A 24,648-nucleotide genomic window follows, 5' to 3' on the forward strand; every position below is an offset into this window, starting at 1 on the left:
TCATTTTGTAATTCCGAGAAACGACAAATGAAGTACATCATAATTATTTATTCTTCAAGGCTACCACCTCATCAGGGTTTGCAAAAGATCCACCATCTGTAATTGCTGAAGAGTGAAAATAACCCGCTTTTGTAGCCTCTCTGATACCTTCAACGTTTGAAGACCTCAGCCCGCCACCTACAAGAATTTCAATTCTTCCATTGGAAAGAGCAACTAACTTTTTTAGATTTTCTTTTCCTTCAGATACATTAGGCTTCTGACCTGAAGTGAGAATGGTTGTGAAACCGCATTCAATAACTTTTTCCAAAGATTCTTCCAGGCCTTTTGCCCTGTCGAATGCACGATGGAATGTACAAGGAAGTGGTGAAGCCAATTCAACTAAGGTCTTATTCTGCTCCTTATTCACCTCATCATTTTCATCTAAAATACCAAATACGAAGCCATCAATATTCAATGATTTCAATGTAGTTAAGTCGGTTTTCATCTGCTCAAATTCAGTATCCGAATAGGTAAAATCACCTCCTCTTGGGCGGATCATAACAAATATTGGAATATTTATTTTCTCTCTTAGTTCTTTTGTAATTTTAAAATCAGGAGTAGTTCCTCCTTCACTTAATCCTGAACAAAGTTCTATTCTATCCGCTCCATTTTCAAAGGCAATTATTGCTGATTCTGGATTAAAGCATGCTATTTCTACTTTTGACATTCTTCTTATATTTTAATTAAACTCCGGAGTATCTTGCAGCACATCGGCAATCAAGAAAGAGTTATGATCCTTACTCACCTTAACTTTGATAGGATATACAGCTTTTAGTGCTTTATCATTAAGAACTACATCAAACAAATAGCTATTTTCATTTTGAAAAATCAGCTGGCATTTTGTTACCTGTACTTTATCCCAATCCTGACCTGCAATTAAGAACCCTACTCCTACACCTGCCTTTTTGGCATCAAACTTTCCTTTCCATTTATCATTGAACTCTTGTTCTGTAAGACTTCCATCAACGTCCATATCAACACCCATGGCATCACCTTTATAATCGTAATATTCTTTGGTGGTTATTTTCTGCATATTCTTATCCAGGTTACCAAGATCTGATTTAAAGTAGTCTTCAATGCTTTTTTCCAGCCATTTTTCCACTTCTTCTGCTTCATTTGCCTGGAGTTTAGCTTCCGTAACAACATTTTCCTTCACTTCAGGTTCTGGTTGAGTTGCTAGTGCATCTTTCTTTTCTTCTTTACACCCTATTATTAAAAACAGGGAGGCGATCATCATTCTTTTCATATTCTATTTCTATACCTATTATTTCACTGCAAATTCAGGTTTTTCCAGGCGGTTTCCTTTCTGGTCGTATACGGCAAAGTTAAATCCATCCTGGATACAATATGCTCCGTATTCTCCTTTTTTATTGATGGCGATAAAACCTACCTGAATATCTTTAAGGTTTTTATTTCTTCTCTGGTTGATCTTTACAATTCTGTCTACCGCTTCTTTACAGGCTTGTTGTGGACTTCTTCCTTGTCTCATCAATTCCACTACAAGATGTGTTCCTACTGTTCTGATCACTTCTTCGCCATGTCCGGTTGCTGTTGCTGCTCCCACTTCATTATCTACAAATAAACCAGCTCCGATAATAGGAGAATCGCCTACCCGTCCATGCATTTTAAAAGCCATTCCGCTGGTAGTACAAGCTCCGGAAAGATTTCCGTGAGCATCAAGAGCAATCATTCCTATGGTATCATGATTTTCGATGTTGGCAATGGGTTTATATTGACTTGTTTTCAACCATTCTTTCCATTCTTTTTCAGATTCCTCGGTAAGAAGATTTTCTTTTTTGAAGCCTTGAGAAAGGGCAAATTGTAAAGCACCATCTCCTACGAGCATTACATGAGGTGTTTTTTCCATTACTGCTCTGGCTACGGAAATAGGATTTTTTATATGTTCAAGGCAAGCTACTGAACCGATATTGTAATTATCATCCATGATACAGGCATCCAATGTTACTCTACCATCTCTGTCTGGGCGTCCACCGTAACCAACACTTCTCTCTTTGGGATCAAGTTCTACAAGGCGAACTCCTTTTTCAACCGCGTCCAATGCTTTTCCTCCCTTTCCAAGGATAGTCCATGCTTCTTCATTCGCTTTGAGTCCAAAATTCCAGGTTGACAGAACGATAGGCTGATTGGTAACTGTATTGTTTTCAGGTAATTCTTTAGCCATCAGGTCCAAAGGATTTACAGCCAGTGCTGCTGTAGCGATTCCCAGTTTTTTGATAAAAGTTCTTCGGTTATTGTTCATTGTATATCAAAATTATAGTATGAACAAATCTAAAAAAAACTTCTCTGAAATCCTTAGTCTGGCTTAACGAATATTGATATCCTATTTTTAGTTATCTTTACTGCTGTAATGGATGCGTTTAAAACTTTCAGGAATATTGTTTTCTTTCAGGATTTATCTGATGAGGAAATTAATGTTTTGGTAAGCATCAGCACTCCCAGACTTCTTCGAAAAAAAGAAACACTAGCAGGACCAGGACAGTCTTTTAATCAATTATTTATCCTTTCCAACGGATTACTAAGGTTTTTCTTTGATGATGAAAACGGTATTGAAACGAATCTTTTTTTACCCTCAGAAAAAGAGGCTGCCATTATGGAAAGTCCGGAATCATTCTCAGGAGAAAGTGAAAGAAAGTATACAATCGAAGCTGTTATAGAATCACAGATTTTCTTATTCAACAAAACTGAATTTGAAGAAGCGGCATTCCAGCACAGAGGAATTTATAATGCCTATCTGAAATCTTTAAAACAGATTATTAACACACTAAAGGTACGTACTGAACAATTTTGCTCCACTTCTCCTCATTCACGGTATGAAGATTTTCTGGAAACCCGCCCTTTCACTTCTCAAAATGCCAATAGAAAGTATATTGCTAATTTTCTGGGTATTACTCCCAACTCTCTTTCAAGGATGACTGCAAGAGTTCATAAAAAAAGAAACGAAAGAAAAAAATAACTTAGGAATACTTTTCCTCACTTTATTCGGTCTATTTTTGCTTACTCAAAATACTGTTACACAAATAATTAAAAGCAAAAATGAGAAAAATATCACTCACAAAAAATTGACGAGTATAGAATTATTTTTAATCTAAAGTGGCTGACCAACATTCATTAATGACTTGGCTACAACCTTGTTTTACATTTTATTATATCCTATTACAATTATACTATGCAAAGAATAACCGTACTTCTCTGCCTGTTCCTTTCATGCAATTTTGTTCAGGCATCTACAGGCAGAATGGAAGACCATATAGCTGATGTTGCATCCTGGCTCATTCTACTTGTTTTACCTTTTGCCGGGATTTACCTTTTCTGGAAAGTTCACATTTATCCGGAGAAAGTAGCCGAAAAAAAGAAGCATCCTCAGCTCAACGCCATAAAAAGTATGTGCCTCCTTTCCCTTGTTTTTGGAGGCCTTTTATGGCCGGTTGCCTTAATCTGGGCGAATTATGATTACGGCAATCAAAATGAACAGAAAAAAGATTCAGATGATACTGAATCTGAAGAAGCACTTAACACAATTGAAAATTAACCTCCTATGCTAGAATTACTCATCGCTATATATGCCGGAATTTGCTGGCTGCTTATTAAAAAATTAAAACTAATTCCCTGGACATTCACCACTCAGGTTGTGGTATACTCTCTCCCTATTTTTGGATCTATTGCTTTAATATTAAGCCTAAACTACTATTGTCCTATTACTTCCGATGTAAAAGTTGGGAACAGAAGTGTGGATATTACCACTCAGGTGCTGGGAAAGGTAAAAAAAGTATATGTGAAGACCAACCAGGAAGTAAAAAAAGGTGATACTTTATTTGTATTAGACAGAGAGCCTTATCTACAGGAAATTAAGTCACTGGAAGCAAAACTCAGCAATATGAAAGCTACTGTAAGCTCTTACAATGCGGATATTTCTGCCTATCAGAAAAATATTGCAGGATTGCAATCACAGTTGGCTCTCGCTAATAAAAGAATGGCTCAATATAAGGAACTAGTAGATGCTGGTGCTGCTAACAGGTTTGATCTTGAACAGGCAATAACTAATGTCAATGACCTTCAGTCTAGAATCAGTGCAGCTCAAGCACAGCGGCAATCTTTGGAAACTAAATCTAATGCGTCTTATAATGGAGAAAATTCTTCTGTATCTGAGATTCAGGCAAAACTTGATCAGGCGAAATGGAATCTGTCTCAAACTGTAGTTTTGGCTCCTACAGATGGTATTATTCCCAATGTACAGCTTAATGAAGGGGCTATCATGGCTCCTTTTAAATCTGCTTTTGTCCTGATCCAGAAACAACAATCTGTTATTGGATTTTTTGCACAAAATGAACTGGAGTCTGTAAAAAACGGAGATGAAGTGGAGCTTGCTCTTAAAACAGAACCGGGAAAAGTCGTTAAAGCGAAACTTGAATATGTGATTGATGCTACCAGCCAGGGAATCATGAATAATGCAGGTGGAATGCTGGGTGGAAATGGCTCTACAGCAGGACTTCCGGATACAGCAAGACAGCTTCCGGAAACAGATGGAAAACTGATTGCTAAATTTATACTGGAAGATGATCAAAAACAATTGACCGTGGGAGCCAGAGGAACGGCTGTAATTTATTCAGATCATATCAAACCTTTACATCTTATCCGAAAGGTAATGGTAAGAATCAACAGTAAAATCAACTTCATTATCCCTAAACTTCATTAATATGTATAAAAGATTAATACTGGCAGGGATTCTTTCTTTAAGTTTAGGTTCATGCATAGGTTATAAGGAGCCTACGAAAGAGAATATTGATCAACTCAAGGAAAAAAGTGAAGTGGTCTCTCATATTACCATTCCTGATGACTGGATTTTTGACAGAAATGCTAATGCAAGGTCTCTTTCTTATGAATGGATTAAAGATCTTAAAACGCCTCAACTGGATGCACTTATCCATGAAGGAATGGTATATAATGCGGATATTATTATTGCTAAAGAAAAGCTTAACCAAATTGAACTGGCAATGGAAATTGCAGGAAGTAATCTTTATCCAAGCGTAAATGCGATTGCCAATACATCTAATAATCTGGTAAGCGAAAGCCAAATCCGGCGCATTGGGTTGAAAGCCAATTGGGAAATTGATTTATGGGGTAAAAATAAATCAGCACAAATGGCGAGTACAAGTGATTATTTTTCTGCCAAACATAAAAATACTCTGTTGCATCAGTCTATTGCTGCAATGATTGCTAAAGCCTATTATCTCAATATTGCCGGAAACATTCAGAAGGATATGATTGAAGGTTATATTCAGAAAACAAAAGAACTTGAGAAATTGTATATGGTTCAGAAAAAAGTAGGAACAGCTAACGCATTGGATCTATCTAATATCTCTGCCGAAATTATTTCTCTGGAAGGATATCTTGAAAAGATCAGAAATGCCAATATCCAATCTAGAAGATCTCTTGAACTTCTAACTGGAAGATATCCTGAAGGAAAGCTGGAAACACAGAATTTTTTCAATCCTGTACAAAATAATATTCCTTCTTCTTTTCCATTAGAGCTTTTGGAAAACAGGTCTGATATACAGGCATATCATTTTCAGATAGAAAAATCTTTTTATGAAGTACAACAGGCTAAAGCAGCAAGGCTTCCTTCTCTTAATATAAATACTTCTTTAGGGACTGCGGGAAGTAATGTAGAAGCAATCAACTCTTTATTCTCAAACCCATTGCTTAGAGTAGGCGGTGGATTGGTTTCTCCTCTCTTCAATAATGGAAAGCTTAAAAAGAATGTGGAAATCAAAAATTCACAGCAAAAGCAGCTTGTTGAAGAGTATTCAAGGGCTGTCTTGAATGCGTTGAATGAAGTGGAATCCTCATCAGCTAATCTGAATTCTATTGAAAAGCAAAGTAATTTCAACCAAAAGGCTATTCATGAATTGAACAATAATATTAGCCTCACTCAAAAACAAATAAAAGTGGGAACCAATAACAGTTTTGTTTTGATCCGGAAGCAACGGGATCTTCTAAAAAATGAGATGAATCTCATCAATCTGGAACTTCAGAACAGAATGGAACGCATCAACCTCTATATGGCCCTGGGAGCAAAAGACTTCATATTTTCATAATTTTATACTGAATAAAGACTGCTGATTCTATTTCAGCAGTCTTTATTGTTTTATAACTCAATATTAATGAGGCAGTTTATCTCTAAAATAGCCATATAACCAGGTTCCGGTAATTGCGCTTAAAAGGGTGACAGATACCACTAAAGCTCCTGTTCCAATCTGGGCAAAAAGCGGTCCGGGGCAGGCTCCGGTAATGGCCCAACCAAAACCAAAGATCAATCCTCCATAAATCTGCCCTTTATTGAATTTCTTAGGAGCCAGCGTTATAGGTTCACCATAAATTGTTTTGATCTTGAATTTTTTAATCAACCACACAGAAATCATGCCTACTAAAACAGCACTCCCAATAATTCCATACATATGAAATGACTGCAGACGAAACATTTCCTGAATTCTGAACCAGCTGATGACCTCAGCTTTTACGAAAATGATTCCAAATATAATTCCTGCTGCCAGATATTTTAAGTTGTGATACCAGGAATGTTTTAGTGTACTTTCATTGGTACAAACTGCATCCTGATGCCTGATATTTTGTTCTTGTTCTTTTATCATTGATTTTATTCTTAACAATTATACTACAGAGAAAGGATCATAGGCAAAATAAGATTGGCCATGAAAAATCCACCGATCATAAAGCAAATGGTAGCCACCAAAGATGGCCACTGCAAATTGGAAAGTCCCATAATAGCATGACCACTGGTACATCCTCCGGCATACCGGGTTCCAAAACCCACCAGAAATCCACCCACAACCATCATGACAAATCCTCTTACAGTCAAAAGACTCTCAAAGTTCATAAGCTGTACCGGAACAAGATGGGTATAATCTGTAATTCCGTAGCCTGCCAGCTCAGCTTTCAGAGTGGGATTGACTGTAATTTCAGCCGGGTTAAGCATAAAATTAGCGGCAATCATTCCTCCGATAAAAATTCCTAATACAAAAAACAGGTTCCAGGCTTCTTTTTTCCAATCATATTTAAAAAAATTGATATTAGCTGGTATACAGGCAGCGCAGATATGCCTCAATGAAGAACTGATTCCAAAGGATTTATTTCCCAATATCAATAAAGCAGGAACAGTTAATCCAATCAAAGGGCCTGCTATGTACCACGGCCATGGTTCTTTTATAATCTCCAACATATTTTTATACTTTTATTTTAAAACTTTAGTCTGGCATACAAAATCGCTTTTGCGAACCCCTGTAGAAGCAATGGCTTTAAAACCTCCTTCAATTTCTGTAAAGTTTCTGAATCCTCTTGCCTGAAGTATACTGGCTGCCATCATACTTCTATATCCTCCAGCACAATGCAGGTAGAAATGTTCCTCGGCATGAATTTCATTAATCCATTCATTAATATAAGCCAAAGGCTTGCTATAGGCTTCATTGACATGTTCTGCTGCATATTCATTTTCTTTCCTTACATCAATAATTTTCACACCGCTGCCTGCTATTTCTTTTTCAAACTGTTCAGCAGAAATGCGATTCACGGCATCTGTTTCCTTTCCAATGCTCTTCCAAGATTCAAAACTTCCTTTTAAAAAGCCTAAAATATGATCAAATCCTACCCTGCTTAATCGGGTTACCGCTTCTTCTTCATCGCCAGGTTTTGTGATTAATAGGATAGGTTGGTTCACATCTGCAATCAACGCTCCTACCCAAGGTGCAAAATCCCCATCTAATCCTATATTGACCGATTGCGGGATAAATCCTTTGGCAAATTCGCCATTATTTCGAACATCAAGCATCAAGGCTCCGGAAGTTTCTGCGATTTTCTCAAACTGATCCGGAGTAAAAGCCTGCATTCCTTTCGATAATACTTCATCAAAGCTGTGATATCCTTTTTTATTCATCATCACATTCATTCCAAAATAGGCAGGTGGTGGAAAAAGGCCTTCCGTTACAGCATTAATAAAGCCTTCCTTACTATTCTGATTAAGCGCGTAATTTATTTTCTTTTGGTTCCCTAATGTATCAACAGTCTCCTTCTGCATATTTTTACCACAGGCAGAACCTGCTCCATGAGCCGGATATACCGTAATGTCATCATGTAAGGGTAAAATCTTAGTATACAAACTATCATACAGTAGTCCTGCGAGTTCTTCCTGCGTCATATCTGCTGCTTTTTGAGCAAGATCGGGACGACCTACATCCCCCAGAAATAAAGTATCTCCACTGAAAAGGGCTTTTTCATTCCCTTGTTCATCAATCAACACATAACAAGAACTCTCCAAAGTATGTCCTGGAGTATGAATCAACTTTATTTTAATATCTCCGATCTCAAAAACCTGGCCGTCTTCAGCAATGACAGCTTCAAATTCAGGGTTCGCTGTAGGTCCATAGACGATGGGAGCGTTTGTTTTCTGGCTTAAATCAATATGCCCACTCACAAAATCAGCATGAAAATGAGTTTCAAAAATGAATTTTAATTCTACTTCGTCTTTTTCTAACCTATACAAATAAGGCTGAGTTTCTCTCAAAGGGTCTATAATAGCGGCTTCTCCGGCTGAGGTAATATAGTAAGCACCCTGAGCCAAACATCCTGTATATATCTGTTCTATTTTCATCTTATATATTTTATTTTCTGATACAAATTTCCTTGTTTCTGTTTTTCCCTACAGCTACTTTTGTTACATAACAAAACTTTGAGTGCAGGCTAGTATTTATTTTTTCTAAACACAAAAGGCACATTTTTTTAAACACTTTAGTTGATTGTAACTAACATATACTTCACGCTTCATAAAAAACTTAAGCGCACTGCATAATAACTTATGCATTACTTAAATTTTAGTATATTTTCTACTTTACTCTATAAGCTTAGAGAAATATTTCTTTGATAATAATATAGATTCCCATCACCAGGATAAACCATCCAAAGACAGGTTTTAGTTTCTTGCCATCAATCTTTTTCGAGATTTGTGAACCTATGATAATTCCAATAATGGCAATAGCAGCAATGGATATAAGTAACCTCCATTCTATTCTTGTATTGTTGATAGAGGACGAAAAACCAATCAGAGAGTTTAAAGAAATAATAACCAGCGAAGTTCCTATTGCCGTTTTTACCGGGACTTTCAAGAGATTCACCAATGCTGGGATAATCATAAAGCCTCCTCCAGCACCTACCAATCCGGTTACTATTCCTACTATCGTCCCTTCTCCGGCAGCCAGTAAAGATTTATTTTTATTCAAATCATTACCATTCACTTCTTCAGAAGTTGGATTCTTAATCATTTTATAAGAAGCCAGAATCATTAAAAAGGCAAAAATAAACAGCAGAAACATGTTTTTGGTTACTGTAAACCCTTTTATACTGAGCAGCTCTTCCGGAATCAGCGGGAGAAGATACATTCTGGTTAAAAAAATGGAGATAATGGAAGGTATTCCGAATATCAAAGCCACTTTGAAATTAACCAGTCCTTTTTTAAAATAACTTATTGAACCTACGGCACTGCTTAACCCCACAATAAAAAGCGAATATTCTGTGGCCAGCAAAGCATCAATTCCGAAAAGGTACACTAATACAGGAACCGTCAGAATACTTCCACCACCACCAATTAAACCTAAAGAAACACCAATTAAAACAGATGCTGCATATCCTATGATTTCCATTATTCAAATTATTCTGATGCAAAAATGGAATTGTTTGAAGAGAAGTACAGCTACTTTTGTTACATAGTAGAATTTTGAATGCAGATATTGTTATGTTTACTTTTTTAACCACCCCGTCAAAAATTCATTGAACTTTGCCACCCCTCCTGAGGAGGGGAATGTGAGCGTTTTTTATTAAATACAAGGAGAAATTGATTTAATTGGTAGTTTTCAGAAGGGTGATTTTATTTCTTCCTAGTTTTACTCTTCCATCTTCTTCAAGCTGTTTGAGAAGTCTGGACACTACTACTCTAGCTGTTCCTAATTCATTAGCAAGCTGTTCGTGTGTGGTCTGTATGATATCGGAATTAGTAAGTTCTGATTTTTTCTGGAGAAGATTCAGTAATCTTTCGTCTACTTTTTTGAAAGCGATTGCATTGATAATATCCAGTAATTCTTCAAAACGTTTGTGATAAAGTCTAAAGATATAATCCAGCCATTCCGGATGTTCTTTGATGAATAAAGAAACTTTATCCACGGGAAGGAAAAGAATCTCTGCATCTTCTTCTATCTCTGCTTTTACAATACTTTTTTCGTTATGCATTCCTCCTAGAAAAGACATAATACAGCTTTCTCCTGCTTTGATGTAATACAGCAGAATTTCCCGCCCATCTTCTTCTGTTCGGATTACTTTAAGCATTCCTTTCATTACAATGGGAATAGATCGTATGGAGGCATTTTCGTCTAAAATAATGTCTCCTTCATGATAGTTTTTTGTGATTCCATACTGATATAACTTTTCAACCAGATCTGGTGAAGAAGAAAATTCTGAAGAAAGTATCGTATCCTGCATTGTGTAAGATTGAATAAGGCTAATTTACGCCAATTTCATCAACAAACAACCACGCTTTTGAATCTGCACCAGGATTTCCAGCCGGAATAATTCCTGCATTTTCAATGATCACTTTCAAATATCTTGCATTTTGCCTCCCCAGGTTCAATTTTATTTTTCCTTTGGTATTTTGAATTTCTTCCTTTCCTATTTCTTTGATCATTTTAAAATCTTTATTATCATCAGAAACAAAAATTTTAGCAGATTTCGCAAGATGAATCCAGCTTCCTTTATTTTCCAGGGTATTAAAATAAATTTCCGAAAAATCTGTTTTCTGCCCGAAATCTATCGTTGCCATCACATCTTTTCCCTGAAACCCAAGCCAGGTTTTACCCAATTGTTTTACATTCCCAATAATGCCATCTACTAAGGTAAAAGCTCCGCCGAAAGAATAGTTTTCACTAGGCTGCTGCTCAAGAGTAATTGCTTTACCTGTTGATTTTGACACGGTAAATTGTTGGGATGAAACAGCACTTTTCAATTGTCCGTCTTCAAAGTAAGCCGATTTAACTGTTAAAGAATTGGATGTGGAAATAGGTCCCTGATAAATTCTAGAATTTATTGTTGGAACAGTTCCATCCAGAGTATATCGAATTCCTGCTGAATTTTGTGAAGTAGAAAGTTCATAGGCAATGCCGTTGTTTGAAGGAATTACTTTTCCTGAAATATTATAAATACTTTTAGCATAATTAATATTCATCCTATCCAGAATTTTGAAATGGTTGATGACCCTATTTTCAAAATCTTTATAGTTTTTGGAATCTGAAGTTCCCCAGCCTACTTCAGCCAGTGCCATCAGTCTTGGAAAAATCATGTACTGTACCTGCTTGAAATCCAGAATATATTCCGTCCATAAATTAGCCTGAACTCCCATGATGTATTTCGCCTGATCAGCATTCAATTCAGCAGGGATCGGATAATAAGAATATACCTTATCCAATGGTGTAAACCCACCGAATGCATTAGGTTCAGATTGCGGATCTCCTTGATAATGGTCAAAATAACAGTATGCTCCAGGTGTCATCACAGCAAAGTGTTTTGCTTTGGCAGCTTCAATCCCTCCATTTACTCCTGTCCAGCTCATTACAGCAGCATTAGGAGCCAGCCCGCCTTCTAAAATTTCATCCCAGCCTATAATTTTTCGTCCTTTGCCATTAATATACTTTTCAATTCTATGAATGAAATAGCTTTGCAGTCCATGTTCATCTTTTAAATTATTCTTTTTGATTAATTCCTGGCAATGAGCACATTCTTTCCATCTTGTTTTAGGGCACTCATCTCCACCGATATGAATATACTGAGATGGAAATAACTTCATAACTTCATCCAAAACATTTTCCAGAAATGTAAAAGTTTCGTCTTTAGGACAGAACACATCATCAAAAACACCCCACTTGGTAGCAGATTCAAAAGGTCCTTTGGTACATGCCAATTCAGGATAAGCAGATAAGGCTGCCAAAGCATGTCCCGGCATTTCAATCTCGGGAACTACTGTTATATGTCTTTCCTGAGCATATTTTACAACGTCTTTGATTTGCTCCTGGGTATAAAAATATGGTCCATAAGGCTTTCCATCGAAGGTATTGTCTACATAAGCTCCAATCATTGATTCTTTTCGTTTGGAACCAACCTGTGTAAGCTTAGGATATTTTTTGATTTCAATTCTCCACCCCTGGTCATCGGTTAAATGCCAGTGAAAAGTATTCAGTTTATACATCGCCAGATAATCAATGTATTGTTTTACCTCATCTACTGTGAAAAAATGACGGCAAACATCGAGGTGCATTCCTCTCCATGCAAATTTTGGCTGATCTTCAATCTTCATGGCAGGAATTTTCTTTTCCATTTTATACTGCTCAATAATCTGAATTAAAGTTTGAAGCGCCAGAAAATATCCTTGTTTAGTATAAGATTCAATATGAATTTGCTTTGGCGAAATTTCTATTGAATAATATTCCTTCTTCTGTTCAGCATCTGTCCCTGAAGTAGGAGAAATGATAGAGTTTGTTAAATATATCTCACTCCCTTTCTGAGCATATTGAAATTGTAACTGCGAGCCTATTCTTTTTTTGAAATACTCAGTCTCTTCTTTTGGCAGATCACCACTTAATACGAAAGTTTTAGGGATTACAAATTCACCCTGCAAAATTTGAACTTTTTGGGGATAAGGAATTAAGTTTAATTTATTCTGGCCAAAAATTACGTTTGAAAGCAATACAAAAAATACTAAAAGGTTTCGTACCATTGGAAGGGGTTAAAGTTTTAGCTAATATACTTATTTTCCAATACTTTTAAATGGTTCAGATTCTATATTTAATTACTAAAAATTACACTAAAAAAATACAATTGCTTTTTCTGAACTGTTTTTAATAACTCAATTAATGTGTAGTTTTTTTAACTTTAAAACAATCTAAAAATCAAATACTTAAATAAACAATATTACCTTTTTCAAAATCGAAAAAAAATAATGGTTTATTTTTTGATAAGCATACGTCACCAAAAGATTAAACATCTAAATTTGTAAAAAAAATACAATGAGAAAAAGCATTTTTATAGCAGCAGGATTATTCCTTTCCATTTCTACTCAGGCACAACTTCTTGATATTTTAAAATCAACAGTTAAAGACAAGACTGGAATAGATCTCAACAATCCACAGGCAACTAAAGGTTCCACTGCCACTACTACGACAAATACGAACACCACTACTACGGTTCCCACTTCTACTTCAACTAAAACATCACCTCTTAATGTTGGAAATCTTACTTCTTCTCAGATTTCTTCCGGATTGAAAGAAGCATTAAGTCTTGGAGTAACGGATGGAGTGAAGAAACTGGCTTTAACAGATGGTTTTTTGAAAAATGAAGCTGTAAAAATCTTAATGCCTGAAAAATTAAGAAAAGTTGATGCTACCTTACGTTCTGTAGGATTGGGAAGCCTTGCTGATGAAGGGGTAAAATTACTTAATAGAGCTGCTGAAGACGCTGTAACAGAAGCTGCACCTATCTTTACTAACGCCATCACTTCCATGACCATCACAGATGCTAAAAATATCCTTTTAGGAAGCAATAATGCTGCAACAAGTTATTTACAGGGCAAAACCCAATCTCAGCTATTTACCGCTTTCCAGCCCAAAGTAAAAGCATCTTTAGGAAAAGTAGGGGCTGACACAGTATGGAAAAACCTGATTTCAAAATACAACACATTTACAGGACAATCTGTAACCACTGATCTTAATGAATATGTAACTACAGAAACCATTAATGGGGTATTCAAAATGGTTGCGGATAAGGAAAGCGGAATCAGAAATACACCGGCTATGAGAACTACAAGTATTTTACAGAAGGTTTTCGGAGCGCAGGATGCTAATAGATAGATCAAAAGTTAACTCTAAATACTAAAAAGGTTGTTTCACAAACGAAACAACCTTTTTTGTTTTTGATCTCTTTGGCTACCAATGCACGAATAAAACAATTACAGATATTTGACAAGCCTATGTGAAACCTATGTGGTTTAATTTTTTTCACCACATAGTCACATAGAATAAGGTTATTTGTGCATCCATGGCGATTAAAAATCTGCGTAATCTCCAAAATCTGCGGGATAAAAATGTGATTTTAAGAGATTCTCCACTCTGCATTGCTTCATTCAGAATGACAGAAATATTCCTAATTCAAATTCTCTTTTATTCCTGGAATATGATGGAAATTGAAATAAAAAAACCTTGCGGTTGCAAGGTTTGTATTGTATTTAGAATTGCATTTCAGGAATTTCACCTTCAATGATAAGGTCTGCTTCTGTTGCTTTGATAATGTCTTCTACTGAAACGCCCGGTGCTCTTTCCAGCAGTTTGAAACCTTTTGGAGTGACTTCCAGTACAGCTAATTCAGTTACTACTTTTTTCACACAGTTCACTCCAGTTAAAGGAAGTGTACATTTTTTAAGGATTTTACTTTCTCCTGCTTTATTTACGTGCATCATCGCAACGATAATATTTTCTGCTGAAGCTACCAAATCCATTGCTCCGCCCATTCCTTTTACCATTTTTCCTGGAATCTTCCAGTTGGCAATATCTCCGTTTTCTGAAACTTCCATTGCTCCAAGGATGGTAAGATCTACTTTCTGTCCGCGGATCATCCCGAAACTAAAAGCTGAATCAAAGAATGAACCTCCTTCTAATATCGTAATGGTTTGTTTTCCGGCATTGATGACATCTGCATCTTCTTCTCCTTCGAAAGGGAAAGGCCCCATCCCCAAAACTCCGTTTTCACTCTGGAATTCTACGGAAATACCTTCCGGAACATAGTTGGCAACCAAAGTAGGAATCCCGATTCCCAGGTTTACATAATAACGATCTCTCAGTTCTTTTGAAATTCTTTTGGCAATTTGTTCTTTTGTAAGCATAATTAAAACTTAGATTGCAATTTAATTATTTTCAGCCGAATACAAAAGGGATTTCTGAGATTGAGCTTTCGGAGAGGAAATTAAGGGTAAAAGGTTGAAAGTTGGAATACATTTTAGACTGAAAAAACATTGCTGATCTTTCGATACAGGCTAAAAAAAGATTATACAGCTTATGTATTGTATAGTTTTATTCTCTTGAACTATAATTTTTAATCTTACTCACCGCCAGATTATTATACTGAGTTAACGTTCAAAATTAACATCGTTAGTAAAAATAATATCATTAATTTTGTATCCTTATTTAACAGAATGAAAATACTTTTAAGATATCTTAAACCTTATCAATGGCTAATTATTATTTCTTTACTATTGGCCACTATTAATCAGGTTTTCTCTCTATTTGCTCCGGCTATTACAGGGAATATCCTAGACCAATTGGTTACCCATCCTAATTTTTTCGATAAGGAAAAACTTTTGCCCAGAAATATAGATGAATATCTTTATGGAACTTCAGTGTATCATGGAGCCTTCTATTTCTTAGGCTTACTTATTGGAACTGCGATGGTGAGTAGAATTGCCAAAGCTTTTCAGGATTATGTAGTGAGTGTTATTACTCAGAAATTTGGTGCTAAAATCTTTACAGACGGTCTCAAGCATTCAATGGCGTTACCTTATCAGGAGTTTGAGGACCAAAGAAGTGGTGAAACTTTATCTATTTTAACAAAAGTAAGAGAGGATTCTGTGAAGTTCATTACCAATTTCATCAATATATTCTTCGGGATTCTGGTAAGTATCATTTTCGTTTCAGTCTATGCGATCCGCCTGCACTGGTCGATTATGCCTGTGTATATTTGTGGAATTTTTCTGATTGCTTTTATCACTAATTTATTGAGTAAAAGAATCAAAGTTATTCAGAAAAATATTGTTTCAGAAACGACTGCATTAGCCGGAAGTACAACAGAAAGCCTTAGGAATATAGAAATCGTTAAGAGTTTAGGTTTAACGAACCAGGAAGTTATCCGTTTGAATAACAATACTTATAAAATCCTGGGACTTGAGCTTAGAAAAGTAAAAAGCATCCGTTCTTTAAGCTTTATTCAGGGAACGATGGTTAATTTTCTTCAACAGATGATTACTCTGACACTTTTATATTTGATCTTTAAAAATATTGTGACTCCGGGACAATACCTTTCGCTGATGTTTTATGGGTTCTTTATTTTCGGGCCGATGCAGGAAATCGGAAACATTATTATCTCCTATCGTGAAGCAGAGGCATCTCTTCAGAATTTTGACCGTCTGATGAAAAAAGACGTGGAAGAAAAACCCCTTCATCCGAAGCAAATCGGAGCTATTGAAGAACTGGAATTCAGACATGTTTCTTTCAAGCATCAGTCTGCTCAGTATAAAGCATTGAATAATATTTCTTTTGATGTAAAAAATGGAGAAACCATTGCTTTTGTAGGACCAAGCGGATCTGGAAAAAGTACTTTGGTGAAGCTATTGGTTGGGCTTTACAGACCTCAGGAAGGGAACATTTTTTACAATGAGATTAATGGAAAGGAATTTGATTTTGATGAACTGAGAAATCAGATTGGTTTTGTTACCCAAGACACTCAGCTTTTCGCAGGAACCATCAAAGAAAACCTTCTCTTTGTGAATCCTCATGCTACAGAGCAGGAACTTGCTATTGCTTTGCAAAAATCGAGCTGTACGGCATTACTGGAAAGAGCTGAGAAAGGAATAGAAACCGTTATTGGTGAAGGTGGATTAAAACTGAGTGGTGGGGAAAAACAAAGGATTGCCATTGCAAGAGCTCTTTTAAGAAAACCTCATCTATTGATTTTTGATGAAGCTACTTCTGCTTTAGACAGTATTACAGAGGAAGAAATCACCTCTACTATTAAAGGCATTTCAGAAGAAAGGGAACAAATTACAGTACTGATTGCCCACCGACTGAGTACCATCATGCATGCGGATAAAATCTATGTATTGGAACGCGGACAAATCGTAGAAACAGGATCCCACAATGATCTGATTGCCGAAAAAGGTCTTTATTATGCGATGTGGAGACAGCAGATTGGAGAAAGAAAACCTACTATCCCACAACCATAGTAATAATTGGCTGATACAATTTTTCATCCATTTCATTTGGATAATAAGGCTAGGCTTATTTTTTCATTATCTGGCAGGTTTTTCTCCTATAGATAGCACAAATTTTCACGGATGATTATGCATAAAGGTCTGCGGGAATTTGCGGAAAATTTTATATTGAGATTCTTCATTTCGCTTTGCTTCATTCAGAATGACAATGCATCAAATAGACACTAAAAAGGTTATTATAAAACAATCTACAACAATAAAAAATAAAGCGCTGAAAATATATTCAGCGCTTTTTTATTATCAATCGTATTCTTCAGAAATTTATTCTTTAGTTCTAACTGTTCTTTGCTCGATTCTTTTTTCGAATTTCTCTCCCTGGAAAATTCTTTGAATCATAATGCCCGGAATATGAATTTCGTTGGGATCTAATTCTCCCGGTTCTACCAGCTCTTCTACCTCAGCAATGGTAATTTTTCCTGCACCAGCCATCGGATGATTAAAATTTCTTGCAGATCCTTTAAAAATAAGGTTTCCTGCATGATCTCCTTTCCATGCTTTTACAATAGAAAAATCTGCATCAAAAGCATGTTCCAGAATATGAGGTTTTCCTTTGAATTCTTTTACTTCCTTTCCTTCTGCTACTTCAGTTCCATAACCCGCAGGCGTGTAGAAAGCAGGAATTCCTGCCTGAGCAGCTCTGCATTTTTCTGCTAAAGTTCCCTGTGGAGTAAGCTCTACTTCCAATTCTCCGGAAAGCATTTGTCTTTCAAATTCAGCATTTTCTCCCACATAAGAAGAGATCATCTTCTTTATTTGTCTTTTATGAAGCAGTAGCCCCAAGCCAAAGTCATCTACTCCGGCATTGTTTGAAATGCAGGTCAAATCTTTCACATCACTTTCCACTAAAGCATTGATTGAATTTTCAGGAATCCCACAAAGTCCAAATCCGCCCAGCATCAGCGTCATTCCATCTTTAATTCCTTCGATGGCTTCATTTGCATTTTTTACTCTTTTATCTATCATGAAATATTAGATTTTTCTGTTGGCTAAATTTAATAAAAATTTATCGTATCTGCGATGATTGGAAAAAGATCCTAATCCCTATCCCATCTGAATATCTATTTTTCACTTTAAAAATATCACAGTCAGATTTTTACAGCTAAAAGCGAACAAATCGGTTCATTTTTCTATATATCTCGTAAAATTGAGTTATATTTGGGGTTCTAAAATCAAAAAACATCATATTTTTAATCTTCGGATATCAACACAATATTAGTATAAAATTATTTCAGACAGCTTAACTGCTGCCTCTCCAACGCTTTCACCTCTTACTTCGGATGGTATACTAAAGCAAATTATCACAAACTTAGAATCAGAACTTAATATACAACATGAAAAAACTATTTACGTCCGCGTTGCTAGCCTTAGTACTCAGCATTAACGTATATGCGCAGGAAAAAACTTATTTTGATGAAAACTGGGAGAAAACCACCCAAGAAAAGATGGAGTATTACCGCGAAACATCTCCTAAAGGTAAACTTACACTCATTAAAGACTTTTATAAAAACGGAACCCTTCAAATGGAAGGTCTGGCTTCTGATACCACTCCAAGTAACGAAGTTTTTGACGGTAAAGTAACCTGGTATACTCCTGAAGGAAAAGTAATGAGCGTGGTGAACTATTCTAACGGTAAACAAGTTGGAGTTTCTCAGAATTATGATACTAAGGGGAAATTAATTGAAGACCTGGTTTATAAGGCTGACGGTACTTTTTCAGGAAAATCATTCAGTTATAAAGATCCGGAAAACGAGTATTATTACAATACCCTTACCATATATGAAAACTCTACTCCTACCCAAACAATCATTTATGATGAAGATATCAAAGGAATCAGAACCGAAAGTATTATAGGTAAAGACGGCAGATACGAAAGTAAATACTATGGTGAAAAAGGTAAATATATCGGCAGTGGTAACTCTGAATCCAATAGCGAAAGTACTCAGGTAGATTATTACTATAATCCGATGAGGGTTTCTAAAATTGAAAAGTATAAAAGTGACGGAAGCATCAAAGAAAGTATAATTTACTCTAAAAATGGAAAAGTTCTTCAGGAACAGAAAAGAGGTAAAAAAGATGGCTCTAAAACTACTTATGACGAATCCGGAAAAAAAATAGCAGATCTTATTTATCAATATGATAAAGAGAATGACACCTACAAACCTATGGATGGTGAAGACTATCAGTTCGCCTATGATTACAGCCATATCTCAACTATAGATATTTATAAAGGCGGATTACAGGTTCTTAATAAAGAATTTAATGAGGATGGAAAACTGACTACTGAAAAGATTCTAAAAGACGGTTCAACTCAGGAGATTAAATATTATACTCCGGATGGAAAACTAAAATCTACATTAACTTATAAGGATGATATGCCTTACACTGGTATTTCCTATGAAGGTCTTACCGAAATGCAGTATAAGGAGGGAGTTTTAGTGAACACCAAAAACTATTTTGAAGATCATAAGCTGAAGTCTGAGAAAAAATTGAATTCCAAACAAAACGCATACGATGCTACAATTTATGACAATAAAGGAGCTATTTTATATACTTATAACCAACCTGCAAATGAAGAAGAGTACGACTACAGCTTTACTGCTCAGATTGTGCAGTATATAAAAGGTAAACCCGCCAACAAGGCTTCTGTAAAAAGCGGCATTCTTCAAAGTGGAAAAATCAGAATAAAAGACTATTATGGAGCAAAAGAACTTGAACGTAATGGAAAATGGATCTTATTAAAGGTTTATAACGCAGAAGGAAAACTTGTTCAGGATTCTAAAATTCTGGCTGATACCGGTGATAATTACTTATCTAGTGACAGCAATACTGTTATTCAGGAAGATCAGTTGTATAGTGATGTTGATTAATTAACAAATCATTTGAATATAGAGCAGTTTCATTTTTGGAATTGCTTTTATAGTATCAAATTGACATATAAACAGATTCTCTAGTTACAGTTTTCCAATTATATCAGCCCATCTCTTTTCATTATAAAGAATCTGAAAATCTGAAATTTTAAGCAATTGGGATTTTGTCACTTCTTTTCTAAGATATAATAAGTTTAAGAAATCTAATGCTATATTTTTATACATTGCATTTTTATCTACTGTTGCAATCCTTGAAAATATAACCGCTGCTTCAAGATTTTCATCATTACTCATCCCACCCAGAAATGTAGAGGCAGTATTGTACAAATCATATGTTTGAAGATAATCATTTTTTAAAAAAGCTTGTTTCGCATTATCAATGAGTGATTTTACTTTTATTTTTTCATTCAAATCTCTATCTTTTATTTCTGGTTTCGATAATTTTTTATAATCAAAACCATAGCTTAGTGAATATATTTCCAATGAATTCAATCCATTTATTTTTCTCCTATCATCAACTGTATCTTCATTTTCGATAGGTCTGAAGCCTTCTGCCGTCCCTTTATCCTTCCATATTACCTGTGTTCCATAGATTTGTTTATAATTTAAATTACAGCGAACACGATCTAATAAAAAGACATAATTCTCTGTATTGATCTCATTGGTACCATATAATTTTTCCATCCTGTCTAAAACATCTCTTTGAAAAAGCACATCATGATCCGCATGCTGGACAATAAGCCATAAATTATTTTGTCCGTCTTTTCCTATTTGAGAAATTTTAGGCCAATTATATAGTTTAATAATTTCTTTAACCCTGATTACATTGTTGGAGTCTGCTTTTTCAATTTCGTTTTGAATATTGTTTAAAATACCATCGCTATTTGCCCTCTTATATCTTAGCCTTTGATCTTTCAACGCCATTAAATTAATCTCACTTCTCAATTTTGGCATTTCCAATGTTGTGGTATACTGTTCTTCCTTCCGAATAGCAGTCTGTACAACCTTTTCCCATTTCTGCGGATGATCAGCTTTCAGCTTATCAAAATATGGATCAGACATCAGCCAGGCTGTCTCTGTCCATCCAGATTTAATTGACATTATCAAATATTTAAATGCTCTTCCTGAATTATTATTTAATGCATATGCTCCCGCAGCTTTATATGCCTGCAAAAAATCGGGGGACTGTAGCCTAAAAGCCTTTTCGTAACAATCTATTGCAGCCTTTGAATTCCCTTGTAAATGAAACAAACCAGCCTTTCCAATCAGATGCTCATAAGTCTCATTTGATTGTGCTTTTCCCATAAAATTTAGGGTAAAAAATATAAGTAGAGCAAGCTTCATAAAAATTTTTATCTAAATTAAAGTAATTATATACAACTTTACATTAAATTGTTATTTACTTATTTCGCCCTGTCATTGGCTAGGCCGAATTTTCAATTTCTGATACAAACTTCAGATTTGTAAACCTCGCTCAGAAATCCCAATAGGATAAAGTTATATATTAAGTACCCGAATTAAAAATACTATTTAAAATTATCACATAAAATAAGGCAAGAATCTACAGGAACCTTTCTATTACAAATGCAAAACAGGCTGTCATTTCTGACAGCCTGTTTTTTATGGTTACTTTAATTCTGTTATTGGATAATCAGTTTTAAAGTAAATAGTTTTCTTGCGTGAACTTTTACAAAGTATACTCCTTTTGGAAGGTTTTCATTCACTAAAGAGAAACGCTGGTTATGAATATTTTTTGATTCATACAGGAGTTCTCCTGCTGCTGACACCAATTCTATTTTTTCGATCGGATAGTCACTCTTGATAAAGGTAGGTTCTCCCGGTTTTGTAGGATTTGGATATAGAATTACGTTTTTCTCTGTACTTTTCGCTTCTTCTACACCTAAAGACCCCGAACTCACCTGGAACTGTACCCTGTTTGAAACCTCAGTATAAGAATCGTTGGTAAACATTACCATATAATAATTCCCTGGTGTGGCTGGTACGCCATTTACATTTCCTTTAATAGTCTGAGTACCCTGCGTGACTCCATCAAAATAAGTATAAGAAACAAAATTATCATCCGGTGTCTGGATATTCTGAGGATAGATTCCTAACCAGTCTTTAATAATTCCTGGAGAATCCGTCCATGAAGCAGTGATATTTTCACCTAATGAATACACCGGCTTGTTGATCCATAACTCTGTAACGATATCCCCTACTTTAAAGAATACTTTTTCCCCAATTCCATTATATCCGTCTTCCAGTAAATACTGTGCATAATAATATCCTTTTGGAAGTCCTGTAAAATTAAGAGTTCCGGATGCTGTAGTTACATAGCTCCATTTTATGGAATTTGTGGTTCCCGGAGTCTGACCCATTTTATAAATTCCGATCCAGTCTTTCTGTAAACTTGGAGCATTTGTAAAATTGATGGTTACTGTCCCTCCTACCGGATAAGTATCTGCTGTAGCCTGCAATTGTACTTTTGGACCCACATAGAAACTTTTTCTTGAAGTAATATCCGTATATCCGTTGTTGGCAAAAAATCCTGCAAAATATTGACCTTTATTAGGCAGGCCATTATTGAAAGTAGCTGTTCCAGCTGTTTGTCCGTTGGTATAAACATACGTCTGTGCAGTTGCACCTCCTCCCGGTGTCTGCCCTTTTTTATAGATTCCTACCCAATCCTGCTGATTTCCAGGACCACCGGTGAAAGTAGCCACAATAGGTTCATTTTGTGCATATTCTGTTTTATCTAAAGCAAGTGTAGGATTCGAAACCACACTTCCTGTAATTTCAAATTGTTTTACATCGCTCCAGTCGCTCCACTCCAGATTTCTGTCTCTGTAACGGGTTTTCACATAGTAAATTCCGTTTGGGATTGAATTTGCAGTTAAAGTTGCTTTTGTAATGTCTATCCCTTCATTTAAATTCTTGGTTTTATCCGGAGTTCCATTACCATCTTTTCCGAACCAGTTTTCAAAATCGCGGTAGAATTCTTTTTCAATCACAGAAAAATCTGCTGCTTTACTGATTAAGAACTGAGTGGTATTTAAAAGTTCTCCATTAGATGATGAAAAGGCGCTTCCATTGAGCGTTAAAGGCAAAGTAATTGGCCCTGAGAAAGTATTGGTAACCGATGGTTTTGCCGGCTTCGGCTGATTTTTATATCTGTGGAATGAGTCTACCAATTCATTATTCTTTTTCGTATACTTTCCCCCAATAGAATAACATTCGATATCTACTTTTCCTGTTGGAATATCTACTTCAACGATCTGATAGGTCCAGTCCGTCAGTGTCTTTTGAACATCATCAAAATCCTGTTCAGTAGACATTCCCCAATATTGATCCCAAGCCGTTCCTCCTGAAATAATCTGGTAATTAGGGGTGTTTTTCAACTGTCCTCTATGATATAAATGATGATGTGCCCCAACATGCATCAAATATTTGTCAGATGTCACCAAAAGTGGTACTGCATTATTTCTTACCCAAGTAGAAATGTCTCCTACATATTGTTCCGCCTGATAAGGTCTGTGGCTTAATGAGATAATCCAATCTACTGTAGGATCATTATTTGCTTCATTTAAAATCTGCTGAAGCCATGTTTGCTGAGCAGATCCTGTATGTTCAGAACTTAAACTGATAAACAATACGTTCCCTGCCTGCTGAGCATAATAATTTTCGTTTCCTGAAGTAATGTTTTTGTATTTAATCTCATCAATATAAAAATGAGCATAGTAAGAGCTCATCCCAAGGCTTCCATACGTTTCATGATTTCCTACAGTAGTCTGAATTGGCAGATACGGGGATAATTTGATATTCTTTTTAAAGTGAACATTCTCATAATGATCCAGTGTTCCCACATCCACCTGATCTCCCACCATAAAAGTAAGGGCAATATTATCTGATGGATCTGAATTGGCCCCGAATTTTTCTTTTAATTTTTTAAAAGCATTCAAAGTAAGACTGTCATATCTCGGCTCTGCTTTGATCTGGTTATCCCCCATAATCAGGAAGCGGATCTTTCCATTGGGTGTTACAGGCTGCCCCGGTAAAGGAAGTGTTCTGAAATTATAGACCGCAGATTCATTAGTTCCGGTTTTTATCTTGTAATAATACTTAGTATTCGGTTGCAGGTTTCCAATTTTTGCCGTGTGATAGTAGTAATTATTATTGTATCCTGTATCTGAAAAAATGTTGGTAGTACCGGTTACCGTTACATTCAGATTGGTTGGGGAATCCCCGTAGATCACAGTTGTTTCGTTGTCGGAAGCAGTCTTCCAGTTGACGATCATAGAATTCGGAGTCGGATTTTGCAGATATGGGAACAAAACCTGTCCAAACGCCATTTGCGCCGCGAAACAAAAAAAGAAGAAATAGTGTTTCATAATCGCTTAATTTTAAAATGACATATAGAGTTTTAATTTGTGAATCAATAATTTAAAAAACCAGCATTCTGATTTTTATTTCGGGCAAAAGTAGAAGTCCCATATAAACTCAGTCTGATGGAATCTTAAAGAATCTGTTAATTTTTTGATGAAACCGGAATGAAAAAATTATAGTTTTTAGTACATTAAATATTTG

20 protein-coding genes are annotated in these 24,648 nt (G+C 35.8%); 7 read left to right on the plus strand and 13 right to left on the minus strand.

The window, feature by feature from the left end:
• Positions 1–43: 43 nt before the first annotated feature.
• Genes AC3HD6_RS14390 through AC3HD6_RS14400 form a run of 3 tightly spaced genes read right to left on the minus strand, consistent with a single transcriptional unit; the run spans position 44 to position 2,299 of the window.
• Positions 44–706, minus strand: coding sequence for a copper homeostasis protein CutC (locus tag AC3HD6_RS14390; protein ID WP_488896966.1), 663 nt, complete (start codon positions 704–706; stop codon positions 44–46).
• Positions 707–718: 12 nt separating this feature from the next.
• The gene (locus tag AC3HD6_RS14395; RefSeq protein WP_488896967.1) at positions 719–1,285 is read right to left on the minus strand and encodes a hypothetical protein; all 567 of its coding nucleotides are present in this window, start codon (positions 1,283–1,285) and stop codon (positions 719–721) included.
• A gap of 18 nt (positions 1,286–1,303) precedes the next feature.
• Positions 1,304–2,299 carry an isoaspartyl peptidase/L-asparaginase family protein gene (locus AC3HD6_RS14400; protein WP_488896968.1) on the minus strand — a complete coding sequence of 332 codons (996 nt, stop codon included), beginning with the start codon at positions 2,297–2,299 and terminating at the stop codon, positions 1,304–1,306.
• A gap of 108 nt (positions 2,300–2,407) precedes the next feature.
• Between AC3HD6_RS14400 and AC3HD6_RS14405 the strand changes: the two genes are divergently transcribed.
• The 4 genes from AC3HD6_RS14405 to AC3HD6_RS14420 all read left to right on the plus strand — a co-directional run bounded on the left by AC3HD6_RS14405 (position 2,408) and on the right by AC3HD6_RS14420 (position 6,155).
• Positions 2,408–3,013 (plus strand): Crp/Fnr family transcriptional regulator, encoded by a 606-nt coding sequence (locus AC3HD6_RS14405; RefSeq protein ID WP_488896969.1) that lies wholly within the window; start codon positions 2,408–2,410, stop codon positions 3,011–3,013.
• 213 nt (positions 3,014–3,226) lie between these two features.
• Entirely contained in the window at positions 3,227–3,589 is a 363-nt protein-coding gene (locus AC3HD6_RS14410; RefSeq protein ID WP_488896970.1) for a DUF3302 domain-containing protein, read from the plus strand.
• A gap of 6 nt (positions 3,590–3,595) precedes the next feature.
• Positions 3,596–4,753, plus strand: a complete 1,158-nt coding sequence (locus AC3HD6_RS14415; RefSeq protein ID WP_488896971.1) for an HlyD family secretion protein — start codon at positions 3,596–3,598, stop codon at positions 4,751–4,753.
• 1 nt (position 4,754) lies between these two features.
• On the plus strand, positions 4,755–6,155 hold the full coding sequence (locus tag AC3HD6_RS14420; RefSeq protein WP_488896972.1) for a TolC family protein: 1,401 nt from the start codon (positions 4,755–4,757) through the stop codon (positions 6,153–6,155).
• A 63-nt stretch (positions 6,156–6,218) separates the two neighbouring features.
• Here AC3HD6_RS14420 and AC3HD6_RS14425 read toward each other — a convergent pair whose 3' ends face one another.
• The 6 genes from AC3HD6_RS14425 to AC3HD6_RS14450 all read right to left on the minus strand — a co-directional run bounded on the left by AC3HD6_RS14425 (position 6,219) and on the right by AC3HD6_RS14450 (position 12,880).
• On the minus strand, positions 6,219–6,707 hold the full coding sequence (locus AC3HD6_RS14425; protein ID WP_488896973.1) for a DUF6691 family protein: 489 nt from the start codon (positions 6,705–6,707) through the stop codon (positions 6,219–6,221).
• Positions 6,708–6,730: 23 nt separating this feature from the next.
• Positions 6,731–7,294: a YeeE/YedE family protein gene (locus AC3HD6_RS14430; protein WP_488896974.1), complete on the minus strand. Its 564-nt coding sequence runs from the start codon at positions 7,292–7,294 to the stop codon at positions 6,731–6,733.
• Positions 7,295–7,306: 12 nt separating this feature from the next.
• Positions 7,307–8,719 (minus strand): MBL fold metallo-hydrolase, encoded by a 1,413-nt coding sequence (locus AC3HD6_RS14435; protein WP_488896975.1) that lies wholly within the window; start codon positions 8,717–8,719, stop codon positions 7,307–7,309.
• A 250-nt stretch (positions 8,720–8,969) separates the two neighbouring features.
• Complete coding sequence (locus tag AC3HD6_RS14440) at positions 8,970–9,764, minus strand: sulfite exporter TauE/SafE family protein (protein WP_488896976.1); 795 nt, start codon at positions 9,762–9,764, stop codon at positions 8,970–8,972.
• A gap of 196 nt (positions 9,765–9,960) precedes the next feature.
• On the minus strand, positions 9,961–10,596 hold the full coding sequence (locus AC3HD6_RS14445) for a Crp/Fnr family transcriptional regulator (RefSeq protein ID WP_488896977.1): 636 nt from the start codon (positions 10,594–10,596) through the stop codon (positions 9,961–9,963).
• Positions 10,597–10,615: 19 nt separating this feature from the next.
• Positions 10,616–12,880 carry a glycoside hydrolase family 20 protein gene (locus tag AC3HD6_RS14450; protein WP_488896978.1) on the minus strand — a complete coding sequence of 755 codons (2,265 nt, stop codon included), beginning with the start codon at positions 12,878–12,880 and terminating at the stop codon, positions 10,616–10,618.
• A gap of 289 nt (positions 12,881–13,169) precedes the next feature.
• Between AC3HD6_RS14450 and AC3HD6_RS14455 the strand changes: the two genes are divergently transcribed.
• Entirely contained in the window at positions 13,170–14,009 is an 840-nt protein-coding gene (locus AC3HD6_RS14455; protein WP_488896979.1) for a DUF4197 domain-containing protein, read from the plus strand.
• Positions 14,010–14,383: 374 nt separating this feature from the next.
• Here AC3HD6_RS14455 and AC3HD6_RS14460 read toward each other — a convergent pair whose 3' ends face one another.
• Positions 14,384–15,037, minus strand: coding sequence for a CoA transferase subunit B (locus AC3HD6_RS14460; RefSeq protein WP_068942400.1), 654 nt, complete (start codon positions 15,035–15,037; stop codon positions 14,384–14,386).
• A 309-nt stretch (positions 15,038–15,346) separates the two neighbouring features.
• Between AC3HD6_RS14460 and AC3HD6_RS14465 the strand changes: the two genes are divergently transcribed.
• Positions 15,347–17,149 carry an ABC transporter ATP-binding protein gene (locus tag AC3HD6_RS14465; protein WP_488896980.1) on the plus strand — a complete coding sequence of 601 codons (1,803 nt, stop codon included), beginning with the start codon at positions 15,347–15,349 and terminating at the stop codon, positions 17,147–17,149.
• A gap of 309 nt (positions 17,150–17,458) precedes the next feature.
• Here AC3HD6_RS14465 and AC3HD6_RS14470 read toward each other — a convergent pair whose 3' ends face one another.
• Positions 17,459–18,160, minus strand: coding sequence for a CoA transferase subunit A (locus AC3HD6_RS14470; RefSeq protein ID WP_488896981.1), 702 nt, complete (start codon positions 18,158–18,160; stop codon positions 17,459–17,461).
• A 368-nt stretch (positions 18,161–18,528) separates the two neighbouring features.
• Between AC3HD6_RS14470 and AC3HD6_RS14475 the strand changes: the two genes are divergently transcribed.
• Positions 18,529–20,064: a toxin-antitoxin system YwqK family antitoxin gene (locus AC3HD6_RS14475; protein ID WP_488896982.1), complete on the plus strand. Its 1,536-nt coding sequence runs from the start codon at positions 18,529–18,531 to the stop codon at positions 20,062–20,064.
• Positions 20,065–20,148: 84 nt separating this feature from the next.
• Here AC3HD6_RS14475 and AC3HD6_RS14480 read toward each other — a convergent pair whose 3' ends face one another.
• Both AC3HD6_RS14480 and AC3HD6_RS14485 read right to left on the minus strand, forming a co-directional pair.
• Entirely contained in the window at positions 20,149–21,369 is a 1,221-nt protein-coding gene (locus tag AC3HD6_RS14480; RefSeq protein WP_488896983.1) for a DUF6624 domain-containing protein, read from the minus strand.
• A gap of 335 nt (positions 21,370–21,704) precedes the next feature.
• Positions 21,705–24,452 (minus strand): fibronectin type III domain-containing protein, encoded by a 2,748-nt coding sequence (locus AC3HD6_RS14485; protein ID WP_488896984.1) that lies wholly within the window; start codon positions 24,450–24,452, stop codon positions 21,705–21,707.
• Between the last annotated feature and the right edge of the window lie 196 nt (positions 24,453–24,648).

It is taken from the genome of Chryseobacterium sp. II3a (assembly GCF_057815135.1).

Bases quoted from the DNA above. Each gene is read 5' to 3' on its own strand.
- AC3HD6_RS14390 (WP_488896966.1), bottom strand. From the start codon at position 706: ATGTCAAAAGTAGAAATAGCATGCTTTAATCCAGAATCAGCAATAATT.
- AC3HD6_RS14395 (WP_488896967.1), bottom strand. From the start codon at position 1,285: ATGAAAAGAATGATGATCGCCTCCCTGTTTTTAATAATAGGGTGTAAA.
- AC3HD6_RS14400 (WP_488896968.1), bottom strand. From the start codon at position 2,299: ATGAACAATAACCGAAGAACTTTTATCAAAAAACTGGGAATCGCTACA.
- AC3HD6_RS14405 (WP_488896969.1), top strand. From the start codon at position 2,408: ATGGATGCGTTTAAAACTTTCAGGAATATTGTTTTCTTTCAGGATTTA.
- AC3HD6_RS14410 (WP_488896970.1), top strand. From the start codon at position 3,227: ATGCAAAGAATAACCGTACTTCTCTGCCTGTTCCTTTCATGCAATTTT.
- AC3HD6_RS14415 (WP_488896971.1), top strand. From the start codon at position 3,596: ATGCTAGAATTACTCATCGCTATATATGCCGGAATTTGCTGGCTGCTT.
- AC3HD6_RS14420 (WP_488896972.1), top strand. From the start codon at position 4,755: ATGTATAAAAGATTAATACTGGCAGGGATTCTTTCTTTAAGTTTAGGT.
- AC3HD6_RS14425 (WP_488896973.1), bottom strand. From the start codon at position 6,707: ATGATAAAAGAACAAGAACAAAATATCAGGCATCAGGATGCAGTTTGT.
- AC3HD6_RS14430 (WP_488896974.1), bottom strand. From the start codon at position 7,294: ATGTTGGAGATTATAAAAGAACCATGGCCGTGGTACATAGCAGGCCCT.
- AC3HD6_RS14435 (WP_488896975.1), bottom strand. From the start codon at position 8,719: ATGAAAATAGAACAGATATATACAGGATGTTTGGCTCAGGGTGCTTAC.
- AC3HD6_RS14440 (WP_488896976.1), bottom strand. From the start codon at position 9,764: ATGGAAATCATAGGATATGCAGCATCTGTTTTAATTGGTGTTTCTTTA.
- AC3HD6_RS14445 (WP_488896977.1), bottom strand. From the start codon at position 10,596: ATGCAGGATACGATACTTTCTTCAGAATTTTCTTCTTCACCAGATCTG.
- AC3HD6_RS14450 (WP_488896978.1), bottom strand. From the start codon at position 12,880: ATGGTACGAAACCTTTTAGTATTTTTTGTATTGCTTTCAAACGTAATT.
- AC3HD6_RS14455 (WP_488896979.1), top strand. From the start codon at position 13,170: ATGAGAAAAAGCATTTTTATAGCAGCAGGATTATTCCTTTCCATTTCT.
- AC3HD6_RS14460 (WP_068942400.1), bottom strand. From the start codon at position 15,037: ATGCTTACAAAAGAACAAATTGCCAAAAGAATTTCAAAAGAACTGAGA.
- AC3HD6_RS14465 (WP_488896980.1), top strand. From the start codon at position 15,347: ATGAAAATACTTTTAAGATATCTTAAACCTTATCAATGGCTAATTATT.
- AC3HD6_RS14470 (WP_488896981.1), bottom strand. From the start codon at position 18,160: ATGATAGATAAAAGAGTAAAAAATGCAAATGAAGCCATCGAAGGAATT.
- AC3HD6_RS14475 (WP_488896982.1), top strand. From the start codon at position 18,529: ATGAAAAAACTATTTACGTCCGCGTTGCTAGCCTTAGTACTCAGCATT.
- AC3HD6_RS14480 (WP_488896983.1), bottom strand. From the start codon at position 21,369: ATGGGAAAAGCACAATCAAATGAGACTTATGAGCATCTGATTGGAAAG.
- AC3HD6_RS14485 (WP_488896984.1), bottom strand. From the start codon at position 24,452: ATGAAACACTATTTCTTCTTTTTTTGTTTCGCGGCGCAAATGGCGTTT.